Genomic DNA, 13,666 nt, shown 5'->3' on the forward strand with positions numbered 1-13,666 from the left:
CTGTTCACTTCGTATTGTCTTAAAAATTCCATACAGGTATAACTACCCATAGATACTATCCCCTCTCAATTGACATGGATGAAGATTATGTTTGAAAAAGTGTTAGCTGCTCCCGCCGATCCTATCCTCGGCCTTACTGAAGAGTTTAAAAAAGACTCTCGTGCAGAGAAAATCAACCTTGGTGTTGGCATCTACAAAAATGAAGCTGGCCAAACGCCTGTACTTAAAACAGTAAAGAAAGCAGAAGCTGCACTTCTTGAAAGCGAAAAAACCAAATCTTACCTGACAATTGAAGGTACAGCTGAGTACGGCCTAGCGGTTCAGAAGCTTCTTTTCGGTTCAGACGCAGAGATCGTAACGTCTCAACGCGCGAAAACTGCACAAGCTCCTGGTGGTACAGGTGCACTTCGCGTTGCTGGCGAATTCATCAAGCGCCAACTAGGCGACGCTAAAATCTGGATCAGTAACCCAACTTGGGCAAACCACAACGGCGTTTTCGCTGCTGCGGGTATCGAGACGGCTCAATACAGCTACTACAACGCTGAAACAAAAGACAAAGACTTCGCAGGCATGGTTGCTGACCTAGAGAAAGCTTCTGAAGGCGATATCGTTCTTCTTCACGGCTGCTGTCACAACCCAACAGGTATCGACCCAACAACTGACGAGTGGGAAGTGCTGGCTAAACTGGTTGCTGAGAAGAAACTGCTTCCTTTATTCGATTTTGCTTACCAAGGTTTTGCAAAAGGCGTTGAAGAAGATGCAGCTGGTCTACGTATTTTTGCTCAATACAACAAAGAGATCCTTGTTGCTAGCTCATTCTCTAAGAACTTCGGCTTGTACAACGAGCGTGTGGGCGCATTCACTCTAGTTGCAGAATCTGCAGACGTAGCAACGACAGCGTTCTCTCAAGTTAAGAGCATCATCCGCTCTATCTACTCTAACCCACCAGCGCACGGTAGTGCTGTAGTAACTCACATCCTTGGTGATGCTGATCTACGTGCTGAATGGGAAGCGGAAGTGGCAGAAATGCGTGACCGTATCCAAGAGATGCGTGAGCTATTCGTAACAACACTGAAATCTGAAGGTGTTGATGCAGACTTCACATTCATCGAGCGCCAAAACGGCATGTTCTCGTTCTCTGGCCTAAGCAAAGAGCAAGTAACTCGCCTGAAAGACGAATTCGCTATCTACATTGTTGGCTCTGGCCGTATCAGTGTTGCTGGCATGACTAAGTCAAACATGGGGCCTCTATGTAAAGGTCTTGCTGCGGTTCTTTAATCGAAAAGCGAAACCTGTATCTGTCGACCTATAGATATGCAAAAGCCAGCGATTAAGCTGGCTTTTTTGTGTCTGTCTCTTTGTATATAAGAGCTATTAAGGCACTTAGCCTTTTACTAACACTTAATCTCTGCGAACTAACGCTTAGCCTCTGCGTTACTGGTTAGTACTCTAAGAAGAACTCTACACCTAGCTCGTTAGTGCGCTCACTGCGAATCTTACCTTCACCATCCCGATGTTGGTATGACCCACCAATCGCAAACTTGTTGGTCACTAGATAGCGTAAACCTAAGTGATAGATCTCTTCATCAAACAGGTCACTTCGGTTCACTTGCACACTGCCGTTGGCAATCCAACGTTTCGCAAAGCCATAGTTAAGCTCAGCTTTTAACCCTTGGATGAACTCAGTGTCTGAAGATTCAGTTCGGTTGGTGTCATTATCTTCAACCTTACCTTTAGTGATACCAAGCAGGTAGTAAGCCACTATATCTAAATCTTTCTTAATGCTGTAACGGTAACCAACACCTGGCATCAGCGTATCAATTCGAGTTGTGGTGTCATCAGGGTGAATAAAGCGTGCGCTGTAGTCTCCCAACAACAACCAATCATCCGTCATCGCGTAACTGACGCCTAATCCATACGACGAGGCATTGTTATTACTGCCTGCATCTTCATTTAAACTGCCCGAATGCGCGGTGGCATAAACATGGTCATAATCAAGAATATCCACCGCGTTAGTGTCCGCCCACAAACTTGGAGAAAACATAAAAACCGCAGGTACCAAACTAAGCTTCCACTTCGACATTCCTATCATCCTTCAACTGTCACTCCATTAACTGAAAGATTAGTCTATCCATAAGACTTTAAAAAGGTTTTAGCTCACAGATTGATTTGTGCCGGAAAATTATTATCAAATGTTGTACCATGAAATCATACAAACCAATGGATGATCATTATGGATGCTGAGTTATTAGAGATTCAAAACTTTCTGGCACAATACCCCCCTTTCTCTGAACTTCCTGAAGAGATATTGGTGAAAGTGACCAGTAGTGTGGAAATTTCTTATTACCGCCAAGATACCCCTATCATTCACTTTGGTGATCAAATTCATGACCTCTATATCGTTCGAAGTGGCGAAGTTGAAGTCTATCGTCGTAAGGGCGAACTCTATAATCGCCTTGATGAAGGGCATGTGTTTGGACAAATGGGGTTGCTGACCAACAACAAAGTTCGCTTCCCAGTTAAAGCGACCGAAGATACCCTTCTCTATTGCATCCCTGAGCCGATTTTCCAAGAGCTCTACGACAACTATGATTCATTCGCCGACTTTGTCGAGGTTGAAGATAACGCGCGACTTCGCCAAGCAAACTCAGACAGCAACGACGCCAACGATTTATCGACATCTAAGGTCAAAACGCTCTTGACCAGCGAAGCGCCGATGATCGAGAAAACGCGCACCATCCAACAAGCCGCAACCATGATGGCAGAAGACAATGTCTCTTCTCTACTGATCATCGACCCTGATATTGTTGAAGATGATGAAGACGATTCAACACCTGTTATCGGCATCATTACCGACCGAGACTTATGTACTCGCGTTCTAGCCGAAGGTCTTGACCCGTCGGATGAAGTATCCAGTGTGATGACACCAGAGGTTATCTCACTCGACCACAATGCCTATGTATATGAAGCAATGATGACCATGCTTCGCTACAACGTACACCACTTGCCAGTGCTTAAAGATAAGAAACCTATCGGTATTATCGAAGCGACCGATATTGTTCGCTACGAGTCTCAAAACTCGCTGTTATTGGTAAGCAGCATCTTCCAGCAACAAAGCATTGAAGATCTTAAAGTACTTTCTGAACAAGTAAAAGACAGCTTTGTCCGCTTGGTTAACGAAGATGCCAACGCACACATGGTGGGTACCGCAATGTCGGTAATCGGCCGTAGCTTTAAGCAACGTATTATTGAGCTAGGCGAAGAGAAATTAGGTAAAGCGCCCATTCCTTATTGTTTCCTTGCACTCGGCTCGATGGGACGTGATGAGCAGTTGCTCGTTACTGACCAAGATAACGCCATTATTCTTGATGACACCTACGACGAGAAAAAACACGGTAAATACTTTGAAGAGCTATCAACCTTCATTTGTGATGGCTTAGATCAGTGTGGCTATGTGTACTGTACCGGTGACATAATGGCCACTAATCCAACGTGGCGTATGACTCGTCGCCAATGGGAAGAGTGCTTTGCCGATTGGATTGATGACCCAAACCCGAAAGCGCTATTGAACGCTTCTATCTTCTTTGATTTAGACGGTGTCTACGGCCGCTTAAAATGGGCGGAACAACTGAACAGCTTTATTGTTCGCCGTGCACGTAAGAACAACCGTTTCTTAGCATGTCTTGCTCGTAATGCGCTTAACCGCACACCGCCACTCGGGTTCTTCAAAGATTTCGTTATGGAGAAAGATGGTCGTCACAACAACTCGATCAACCTTAAACGTCGTGGCACCGCGCCACTTGCCGATCTAATTCGTGTTCACTCGTTGGCGGTAGCCTCTCGCTCTAAGAACTCATTCGAACGTTTAGATGACATTATCGACGCAGGTATTCTTCCAAAAGGCCGAGCTCAAGACTTGAAAGATGCGATGGAGTTTATATCTCTGGTTCGTATTCGCCACCAAGCACACGATGTCGACAACAACATAGAACCGGATAACAACATTGAGCCAGAGAACCTATCTGACTTCGAGCGACGTAACCTAAAGGACGCATTCCAAATATTAAGTAATGCGCAGAACTTCCTTAAGTTCCGTTATCAAGCCAGCAATAAGTTTAAGTAGGGCCTATGAACAAACTATTCAAATCACCTGCGGTCGATTGGCCATTTAAGTTTGCTCAAAAGCTGGAACGAGCGAGAGACGAACGCTTAAAGCAATTTTATAGCCAACCTCTTCCTGCGCCTGATACGCCATTATCAGAAGTGACCTTCTTAGCTGTCGACTTTGAGACTACGGGTTTAAACCCAAACAAAGATGGCATCATTACCATTGGCCTTGTCCCGTTTACGCTAAATCGTATTTACTTACGACAAGCCAAACACTGGACACTGAGACCAAAGCAGAAATTAGAAGAAGACTCTGTGGTTATTCATGGCATCACTCACAACGACATCATTGACGCGCCAGACCTTAGCGAGGTGTTAGATGAGATATTAGAATCACTGGCGGGTCACATCCCAGTGGTTCATTACCGTCGTATAGAGCGTGATTTCTTGGATAACGCACTGAAAGTCAGATTAGGTGAAGGGATTGAGTTTCCGGTCCTCGACACGCTCGAGATTGAATCTCAAATCCAGAATAAACTGGCGGGCGGCTTATGGAATAAGCTCAAAGGCAAGAAGCCAGCATCAGTAAGGCTTGGTCAAAGTCGCCGCCGATACCACTTGCCAGATTACACGCCGCATCATGCATTAACGGATGCAATTGCAACCGCAGAGTTACTACAAGCGCAGATTGCGCATCATTTTAGCCCTGACATGCCGGTTAAAGATTTCTGGTTATAGCTAGATTTAAATACTGTTTAAATCGTACGTGAAGCGATTAGCCGTTTTACACCTTAATACTCATAACGCTCACATTATCGAAATAGTGAGCGTTTTTTGCGTATTAGGAAAAGCTTACTCCGCTGTCGGACCAACTAATCGCATTTCCCAATCTTCGACTTTGCCAGTTTCAAGGCGACGATCTATAAGTACTCCCCAAGATTCGACTAAAGGTAGCTCCGCCAATTCTTTGAGCTCTTGTTTATCCAAACAACCTGTGAACACCGCTCCCATGATGCGCGTTAACGGCCATTCTGGATAAGGTCTTTCACATAGAATGATCTCATCTCCAGCACCGATATCACCCTCTTCCAATACACGGAAATACCAGCCAGTTCTTAGCGTATCTTGCAGCCTTCTTGCCATATCATTTTGATCGAATCTCACGTTCAGCTTCCAGCACGGCATACGCCCTTGCGAGACTTCCAACAACGTTGAACCAATACGAATCTTATCTTTCAAGCAAATGGAGTGTTCCGTGATACCGCTTGAGCTTAGGTTCTCGCCAAATGCGCCTGCAGATTGAAAGATGAATTTGTCACCTAACTCTTCCTGCCAAACTGGGTAGTGCTCGCTTGGGTAGATATGAAGGGCTTTTTGAATACCACCGTGAAAGCGAGGGTCGCCTTGTTCGTCATTGGTAAAACCAAGTTCTGTGGCATGCTGACGCTCAGGTAAAACCTGCTTGTTGATGGCACTGTTTGCACCGTGTGCAAAGGCAACAGTTTTGCCTACCAATACGCTATTTACTAAGCCTAACTTCTTCATATCTTTCCCTTTTACCTAAACTTATTTGCTGTTTTATACGAGCTAAAGCCAACTTATTGCTCGCCCAGTGATTTAAATACCGGAACCGCTGCTAATACTTCAATGTGGTTTTCTGTGCTCTTTAGGTAACGCGTTTCGCTGTTCGAAAGCAATAGATGGCGCTGATAACCTTCTGTTTTCGGAAACTTAGCCAAGACCGTTTCGAGCGATGTTTCACACTTACTTTGGTTAATACCTTCAATATCGACTTTGAATAGTAGTTGGTTTTCTTTCGATATTTCAACTTGATATCGCATACGCGTGCCCTCTCTACTTCATTCACTCTGCCGGGCATGATAGCCTAGTCTCGCCACGTCAGAATAGGGGCATAAAGCCAGTTAACCATGCCAACCCGCCAAATAGATTCACACTCCGGAATCATCACCTCAAATGAGATGATGGTCGCCAATCCTAATTCACCAGCGTTAGTGAAGACCATCGATATGCCCAAGGGCTACGTCGATGCAATGCACCAACATACGTGGCATCAAGTGATCTTCCCACTCAAAGGCCTATTGCAAACGAAAACCGAGCACTACCAGCATCTTGTGCCCCATACTTCTGCTTTGTTTGTGCCTGCAGGTATTCAACACGAATCTATCGCATTGAGCCATACAACATTTGTCGGCATCTACCTTAATCCTACATTTGGAAATGAATATAAGCCTCAAGTACGAACCATTACCCTCACGCCGTTTTTAAATGAGCTCTTGCAGGAAATTCGCAGACAGTGCGAAGGATTTGCGGGTGATGAAGAGGTATCGCGATTGCTTTCGGTATTGCACGATCAGATCATGAAAGACAACGTTCAGACCTATCAATTGTTGCTACCCGAAGACAGGCGTTTGAAGCTTATATTTGAAGTGCTGACAGAGACGCCAACGTTAGATTTGTCGCTAAAGAGATGGGGAGAGAAAGTCGGTGCATCAGAGCGAACCTTATCGCGCTTATTCTCAAAAGAATTCAATACGTCATTTCAGTTATGGCGACAACAAATCCGCCTGATTTACTCGTTGTCTTTGCTCGATGAAGAGTTCTCAATCCAAAGCATTGCCGACCAAATCGGTTATCAAAACGACTCGTCCTACATCAAAGCATTCAAGGCTTCCTTCAATATCACCCCGCAGCAGTTTCGCTTAAATGGTCGACGAAGATAATTTCAGCCTCTATGTTTTTAGCATCTGTAGAGATAAAAAAAGAGGAGCCCCAGGCTCCTCTCTTTATTGGCTAATATCGAAGTTCGCCTATTGAATTAAGCGTATTTCTCTTCGAAGTTTTTCATGAAGCTGACTAATACTTGCACGCCTTCCAAAGACATCGCGTTGTAAAGTGAAGCTCTCATTCCACCTACCGCTCTGTGACCTTTTAGCGATTTCAGACCCGCAGCATCAGCTAACTCTAAAAACTTTGCGTCTAGTTCTGGTTTCGCCAATTGGAAAGGTACGTTCATTCTTGAACGGTTTGCGGTGTGAACATCGTTTTTGTAGAAAGCAGAGCTATCAATCGCATTATAAAGCAACGCCGCTTTTTCTTTGTTCACCAACTCCATCGCTTCAACGCCACCTTGAGCTTTCAGCCACTTGAATACAAGGCCTGATAGGTACCAAGCGTAGGTTGGTGGTGTGTTGAACATTGAGTCTTTTTCAGCAAGTACTTTGTAGTTCAGAATACTCGGCAATACTTCGTTTGCTAGTTCTAGTAGATCATCACGTACGATAGCAATGCAGATACCAGCTGGGCCGATATTCTTTTGAGCACCCGCGTAGATAACACCATACTGAGAAACATCGATCTTACGAGACAGAATGTTAGATGACATATCCGCGACGATTGGCTTATCCGTTTGAGGAAGCTCACTGATTTCAATGCCATCGATGGTTTCGTTTGGACAGAAATGTACGTACGCCGCTTCTGGGTCGATTTTCCAATCTTTAGCCGGAACAACCGCCGCTTTGCCATCAATAGATGTCTTCGCGTTGAATACATCGATTTCGCAATATTTGCTCGCTTCAGTCACTGCGCTTTCTGCCCAGTAACCCGCATCAATGTAAGTTGCTTTCGTCGCGTCACCTAGAAGGTTTAGAGGAACAGCAGCGAATTGAGCACGAGCGCCCCCCTGACAGAAAAGAACTTTATAGTTGTCTGGGATGTTCAGAAGATCACGTAGGTCTTGCTCAGACTCATCGGCAACTTGAATAAATTCTTTGCTGCGATGGCTGATTTCCATAACGGAAGTGCCTAAACCATTCCAATCAATGAAGTCTGCTTGCGCTTGTTTCATTACCGGTTTAGGCAGTGCCGCTGGGCCAGCACTAAAGTTGAATACGTTATCTAATGTAAGTTCCATGGGGATAATTGCTCCTGCTAAATAATAACTATGCAAGTAATACCATGTTTTACTCAACATAAAAACAACAAAAGAGGTCTTAAGACCTCTTTTGTTTCGTACCGTACAAAATGTTTAACTTAACCCGTTAGATCGCCCTATCAGTATTAAGCCCGACTCTTTTTATTGAACAAAAGCCGGCATAAGCAGTGCAATTAATGGAATTTCTTGTCCATTTTCAAACACTAGATTTCCATTCTCTAGGTCAGCCGTGATTTCATAACCACTTTCTGTTTGCTTGATCATTTCCATAACGATCAATTCGTCGATACCTTCACGGATAAAAGGGTATTCTTCAACAAGCTCATTTGAGAAGCTAGATTGAACATTGCCTGTTAATGCAGGAACAATCATTGAAGGGTTACTGCTGATGTTTTCTGTGCCTTCCGGTACGCTCACCAACCATTTAGATTCAAACTGACCTTTGCCTAATTCTAACGACATATTGTTCATTGAAAGGTCGAAGCCTTTAGCAAACAGTACGTCGATGAACGGAATAATCTCAGCCACATCTTCTTGTGTCAGAACAGGATTCGCCTGGTAAATTTCAAAGATTTTCTCAAACGACTGGCTGTCCAGTTTCGACATTTCAAAATCGACGTTTAGATTGTTCAACTGGCCTTCGTTGGTCTCAATGTTGGCGATATCCAACTTAAGACTGCTGCTCAAGCGCTTAGTCGCTTCATCTAGATGCGATTCAAAATCGTACTTAGAGTTTTCGATGGTCATGAATGGCTGCATTGCAGAATCTGAAATCAAGAAGCTATCAATAGTAAAATTCTGCGTGCCTAACCAGTAACCTTTCGCTTGCTGGCCTGAACCAATGCCTTTTAGGTTAGAGAGTGTGACCTCTTCACCCGTTTCAAAATCAATTTGAACCGATGGGATAGAAAGCTGGTAATCAACCTGCCCTAATACAGTGGCATGGCCAGACAGATTCGACTTCGTGATAGATACCGAGGTACCATTTTCTTCTGAGCCTTGGTGATTGAACTGGCTTAACTCGAAGTTGAAATCCGTGTTGCCGTTTAGCTCAGTGCTGGTAGTCAGAGTAAGAGGCAGGATGTCAGTATTCTCAAACGTCGACAGCGCGTTTAGGCTCACTAAGCCATGGCTAACCGCACTATTAATGACAAACTCACTCGGTAAGCCATCGAGCGCAAGCTGCTCTTTCAAGCTCTCATCCGTCACAGTTACGCGAGTGGTTACAGTAGAAGAAAGGTAACCTCTATCGTATTCCACGATCTCAGCTTGAATGCTTGAATTGTTAAGCTTTGCAACGCCATCAGTAATCGCATTTTGTCCAATTTGCCCAACCGCTAATGGCCAACAAAGTGCCAATGAGATAGCTCCGCCAATTGCACCAATTTTTCTTAACTGTTCCATGAGTTCTCTTTCTACACTAGTCTGTTTTTTTTAGTCTAACCCATCAGTAGCAAACAAGAAACATTGAGTTAAATCAGTCTATTGCTCGATACTTCGATTGCCTCAATAAATTAACGGCTAGCTCTCATCCTTATTGAGCGGTTCTTGCTAGGCTAGAGACGTCGCTACTATTAAGGTTGAGCTGTGAATCAATACGCTGTTATCTGTTTGGACAATAATCCGGTTAGCATTGAAAGAATACGTTCGGAGCTGGCTCCGTTAGCTTCTGTATTCGATATTTATACTGCCGAGAACATAGAAGACGCGCATCACGCATTAGAAGATATCCATGATCACCACCAAACCGTTGCTTTAGTGATCACTCATCATCATTCTGGATTTAATGGTGTGCAATTTCTTATTGAACTGGAACAGCTGCCCCATAGTAATACCGCAAGAACGATATTAGTCAGCGCTTCGTCAGACATTCAATCCATTCTGACCGCGGTGAATGAAGGCCGGCTCAATCACTGCCTAACCAAACCCGTTCAAGATCAAGTTCTATTCAAATCGGCGCAAAAAGAGCTGACCTCTTTTGTTATCCAATACGACTCAGAAAACCTGTTATCTTACAGTGATGCGTTGGATCAACAGCGCTTATTCAGAGCACACATCGAGCAAAAGATTCATTCTTTTCAATCGGGTTTCATTCACGACTACCACCAGCTTTCTGACAATGCCCTTGCAGAGCGTGTCGTCAGTGCATTACAAGATGTGTTTTCAAAAGATGACAAAACCAAGGCCATTCGAGACTACTCACCCGAACATCTCCTCACTGTAGAAGGTGAAGACAATCGCTTTTTATGGCTGATCATTGAGGGTGAAGCCGCGCTCTATAAAAAAGATGAGTTGGGGCAACAGCGGGAAGTGGTACGACACTCTAAGGGCAATATTGTCGGCGGGATGTCGTTTGTGACGGGTGAACCTTCATTCTCAACCGCGATAACCCTAACGCAAACACGAGTCATCAAGCTGGATAAAGATAGCTTTGCTCAAGTGATGCACTCAAACAATACCCTGCTGCCGTTATTCACCAATCTATTGCTCCGTCACTTTAACCGCCGCTTGCAAAGAAGTATCACGAATAAAATCAAGCTGCAACAAACGTTGGAGTCACTAGAGTCTGCACATCAACAATTGATCGAGAAAGAGAAGATGGCGATGCTTGGGCAACTTGTCGCGGGCGTTGCTCATGAGTTGAACAACCCTATTGCCGCGATCTTACGAAGTATTGAAACCTTGTCTGGACATCTCGACCAGATACTCGAAAACTCGTCACTCCCAGAATCGAATAAAGGGACTGACGTGCTGGCGCATTCAAAGTTAGCCAAGCCACTATCAACGGCTCAAGAAAGACAACTCGTAAAGCACCTCACCTCTACTATCGATGATCGTGCGCTAGCCAAAAAAGCCGTGAGACTAAACCTAAGCCAAGACTCGGCGGTTCTAGACACCTTGAAAGACTCACCTGTCGCAGGCAAAGAGCTGCTCAATGACTTAGAGCATTACCACTATGTTGGAAACTCTATCCGCTCAATTCAAGTATGCAGCAAGCGTATTGCCGATATGGTTAAAAGCCTAAAAAGCTATGCCCGAGAAGATGAAGAGGTTCGCCACTACGCAGACATTCACGAAGGGCTTGAAGATACCTTAGTGATCTTTGAAAACAGACTCAAACATCACCAACTCGAAAAACATTACGACACCGAATTACCGCCCTTATTGTGCCAGTCGCTCTCGCTACAACAAGTATGGACAAACCTGATCTCTAACGCACTCGATGCCCTTTCTGAACGAGGAAAAGTGTCAATCACTACCTCTCAACAGACGCAAGGTGACGACACGTTTCTTGTAGTGGAAATCTCCGACACCGGCCATGGCATTGCGAAAGAAGACATCAGCACCATTTTCAACCCAAATTTCACGACCAAAAAAGAAGGCAACTTTGGTTTAGGAATTGGTTTATCTATTTCTCAACAAATCGTTTCGGCTCATCAAGGGTTTATTTTGGTGGAGTCTGAGGTAGGCAGCCATACACACATGCAAGTGTGGCTTCCATTCAAACAAGAAGGAGCACCTCATGAATAAGTACCTAATTTTATGTGTCGATGATGAGCCTGAAGTCCTCAACAGTGTCCTTCAAGACTTGGCGATATTTGAAGAAAACTTTATTGTTGAAGGCGCCGAATCGGTCGATGAAGCCAAGCAGGTAATCAAAGAAATGGGACAAGATGGCATTAAACTCGCCTTAATCTTGTGCGACCACATCATGCCTGACAAAACCGGTATCGACTTTCTCATAGAACTCAATCAGAACGATTACACTAAGCCGACACGCAAACTACTGCTCACAGGGCAAGCAGGCCTGGAAGATACGGTTACGGCCATTAACAACGCTGCGCTTGATTTCTATATTTCTAAGCCTTGGCAAGGTGATCAGCTCAGAGACACGATTACTCAACAACTGACCGACTATGTCATTGCAAACGACAAGCAATTGCTAAACTGGACTTCCATTTTAGATACCGAGCGCATCCTCACGTCAATGGCAAACAAGCGAACAAGCTTTGGCGAATAACCTAATGCATTGTGAATCGACCTTAAGTTTTGGTGAATCGACCTTAAATTTTGGTGAGTAGTCCCATAAACATGAGATCTCAGTTGCACAGCAGCGCCTAAATTGTATATTTTTTAGCTAAATGGCAAAGGATTGGCATTTTTATGGATTACTTTTCCACGAGTTAGATTAAACTGTCTCAATGTTTATGGTTTGCCTGATTTTTCTCAAGCCAAAGGAATTAACACTAAATAAAGGTTTACGGTCGTTATGCGCAAAATTCTACTTACTACCGCTATGCTATTGGCTTCTAGCCAAGCACTAGCTGTTGATGAACAACCACAAGTAATGAGCAACTTTAACTACGATTACTTTGAAGCACGTATCGGTGCTAGCCCAGTAACATTTGGTGGCGCGTTCAGTAAGTCAATTCACCCGAATGCTCACGCTATAGCACGTATCGATTCAGAATTTGAAGGCGATTACGACTCAGCTGTAGGTCTTGGTTTCCACGCTCCATTAAACAACTGGGCAGACCTAACAGGTGAAATGCTAGCTCGTATCGTTCAGCCTGAAAACTCAAGCTCTACTGATATCGGTATGGAAATCAACGTTGGTGTTCGCCAATGGCTTGGTCCACAACTAGAAGTTGGTGGTAAAGGTGGTTACGTTTCTATCGATGATAACGATGATTGGACGGGTTCTGTTTACGCGCGTTTCCATTCTACAGAGCTTTTCTCTTTAGGTGCTGAAGCTCGTATTAACGACTTCTACGGTGACCAGCTAATGTTCACGGCTCGTTTCAAGTACTAATACTTAACGCTCAAGCCCTAACAAATAAGCTCTCCATGAGCACTTAGCCTTTTGATACTTAGTCTTTTAAGAAATCCGGCTAAGACAGAAACAAAAAAACCGAGGACATTCCTCGGTTTTTATTTATTAGTAATAATCTTAAGCATATAAGGCAAACTTCTTTAGTGGCAGCCCTTTAATAATTGCTGCTTGCGTGGCTCTTGTAATAGTTTCCAGTGAATACCATCAATTGCACCCGCAAATTTCCAAAGTAGTTTTAGGTCAACATCGTTTCCGTACGCTTTGCGAACCTTATTAAACACTTCAGGCGCGCCCAACTGCATAAACATTGAAACATCGTCCACACCCGCCTTTTTAACCATGCGCTCTAACGTAAGTTGCATGTTTGGTAGATCTCTCAATCTACGGCTAGCGGATGATTTCTTAAAGCTACGTTGCTGAATTGAATTATCGATTGAAGTACGAATAATACTATCCAATTCAGGATGTTCGCATGTAAACAGGTCAGTAATATCGTAATAATTTACGGTAGCTGTTGTCTGTTTTTTTACATGACGATACTTTTCACAGTCAAGATCCGTCAGTTTTTTATCTAATGACTTTCCACCTCTGATGAATAAACAACCTTCACTCAATAAAGCGAACATAGCGTCATTTTGAAAGAGGCCAATACCTCCAAACATAGAACGTTTTTGATGCTCACCAAATTGATTCACGTAATTAATAAATGCTGTCTCGGTCATATCCGTTGATCCTTAATCAAATTACCCCGATTAGGTTCATTACCAGACAAG

Annotated in this window: 13 protein-coding genes; 7 read left to right on the plus strand and 6 right to left on the minus strand. The window is 44.0% G+C overall.

Features of this window, described 5'->3' with window-relative positions; all coding sequences use genetic code 11:
- Positions 1-87 precede the first annotated feature (87 nt).
- Complete coding sequence (locus tag AACR09_RS10780; RefSeq protein WP_017086475.1) at positions 88-1,278, plus strand: amino acid aminotransferase; 1,191 nt, start codon at positions 88-90, stop codon at positions 1,276-1,278.
- A gap of 163 nt (positions 1,279-1,441) precedes the next feature.
- On the opposite strand, the gene AACR09_RS10785 is transcribed toward AACR09_RS10780, so the two are convergent.
- Positions 1,442-2,083, minus strand: coding sequence for an outer membrane beta-barrel protein (locus AACR09_RS10785; RefSeq protein WP_004734702.1), 642 nt, complete (start codon positions 2,081-2,083; stop codon positions 1,442-1,444).
- Between the two features lie 150 nt (positions 2,084-2,233).
- Between AACR09_RS10785 and AACR09_RS10790 the strand changes: the two genes are divergently transcribed.
- Together AACR09_RS10790 and AACR09_RS10795 are read left to right on the plus strand one after the other, a co-directional pair.
- Positions 2,234-4,123 carry a DUF294 nucleotidyltransferase-like domain-containing protein gene (locus AACR09_RS10790; protein WP_004734701.1) on the plus strand — a complete coding sequence of 630 codons (1,890 nt, stop codon included), beginning with the start codon at positions 2,234-2,236 and terminating at the stop codon, positions 4,121-4,123.
- Between the two features lie 5 nt (positions 4,124-4,128).
- Positions 4,129-4,845, plus strand: coding sequence for a 3'-5' exonuclease (locus AACR09_RS10795; protein WP_193834947.1), 717 nt, complete (start codon positions 4,129-4,131; stop codon positions 4,843-4,845).
- 114 nt (positions 4,846-4,959) lie between these two features.
- Here AACR09_RS10795 and AACR09_RS10800 read toward each other — a convergent pair whose 3' ends face one another.
- Together AACR09_RS10800 and AACR09_RS10805 are read right to left on the minus strand one after the other, a co-directional pair.
- Positions 4,960-5,652 carry an MOSC domain-containing protein gene (locus AACR09_RS10800; RefSeq protein ID WP_193834948.1) on the minus strand — a complete coding sequence of 231 codons (693 nt, stop codon included), beginning with the start codon at positions 5,650-5,652 and terminating at the stop codon, positions 4,960-4,962.
- Between the two features lie 53 nt (positions 5,653-5,705).
- On the minus strand, positions 5,706-5,948 hold the full coding sequence (locus AACR09_RS10805) for a hypothetical protein (RefSeq protein ID WP_102560023.1): 243 nt from the start codon (positions 5,946-5,948) through the stop codon (positions 5,706-5,708).
- 87 nt (positions 5,949-6,035) lie between these two features.
- On the opposite strand from AACR09_RS10805, the gene AACR09_RS10810 reads away from it, so the two are divergent.
- On the plus strand, positions 6,036-6,848 hold the full coding sequence (locus tag AACR09_RS10810) for an AraC family transcriptional regulator (protein ID WP_193834949.1): 813 nt from the start codon (positions 6,036-6,038) through the stop codon (positions 6,846-6,848).
- 95 nt (positions 6,849-6,943) lie between these two features.
- Here AACR09_RS10810 and serC read toward each other — a convergent pair whose 3' ends face one another.
- The gene (serC, locus tag AACR09_RS10815; protein ID WP_102498227.1) at positions 6,944-8,038 is read right to left on the minus strand and encodes a 3-phosphoserine/phosphohydroxythreonine transaminase; all 1,095 of its coding nucleotides are present in this window, start codon (positions 8,036-8,038) and stop codon (positions 6,944-6,946) included.
- Between the two features lie 162 nt (positions 8,039-8,200).
- Positions 8,201-9,463, minus strand: coding sequence for a DUF945 family protein (locus tag AACR09_RS10820; RefSeq protein ID WP_017091692.1), 1,263 nt, complete (start codon positions 9,461-9,463; stop codon positions 8,201-8,203).
- Between the two features lie 183 nt (positions 9,464-9,646).
- Here AACR09_RS10820 and AACR09_RS10825 point away from each other — a divergent pair, with 183 nt between their 5' ends.
- From AACR09_RS10825 to AACR09_RS10835, 3 genes are all read left to right on the plus strand, one after another.
- The gene (locus tag AACR09_RS10825; protein WP_193834950.1) at positions 9,647-11,590 is read left to right on the plus strand and encodes an ATP-binding protein; all 1,944 of its coding nucleotides are present in this window, start codon (positions 9,647-9,649) and stop codon (positions 11,588-11,590) included.
- Complete coding sequence (locus AACR09_RS10830) at positions 11,583-12,080, plus strand: response regulator (RefSeq protein ID WP_017077846.1); 498 nt, start codon at positions 11,583-11,585, stop codon at positions 12,078-12,080. The genes AACR09_RS10825 and AACR09_RS10830 overlap by 8 nt, the downstream gene beginning before the upstream one ends.
- Positions 12,081-12,329: 249 nt before the next feature.
- Positions 12,330-12,872 (plus strand): hypothetical protein, encoded by a 543-nt coding sequence (locus AACR09_RS10835; protein ID WP_004734692.1) that lies wholly within the window; start codon positions 12,330-12,332, stop codon positions 12,870-12,872.
- Between the two features lie 161 nt (positions 12,873-13,033).
- On the opposite strand, the gene AACR09_RS10840 is transcribed toward AACR09_RS10835, so the two are convergent.
- Positions 13,034-13,615 carry a TfoX/Sxy family DNA transformation protein gene (locus tag AACR09_RS10840; RefSeq protein WP_004734691.1) on the minus strand — a complete coding sequence of 194 codons (582 nt, stop codon included), beginning with the start codon at positions 13,613-13,615 and terminating at the stop codon, positions 13,034-13,036.
- Positions 13,616-13,666: the final 51 nt, after the last annotated feature.

Source organism: Vibrio sp. OPT20, assembly GCF_963889365.1.
GTDB classification, from domain to species: Bacteria; Pseudomonadota; Gammaproteobacteria; order Enterobacterales; family Vibrionaceae; genus Vibrio; species Vibrio splendidus.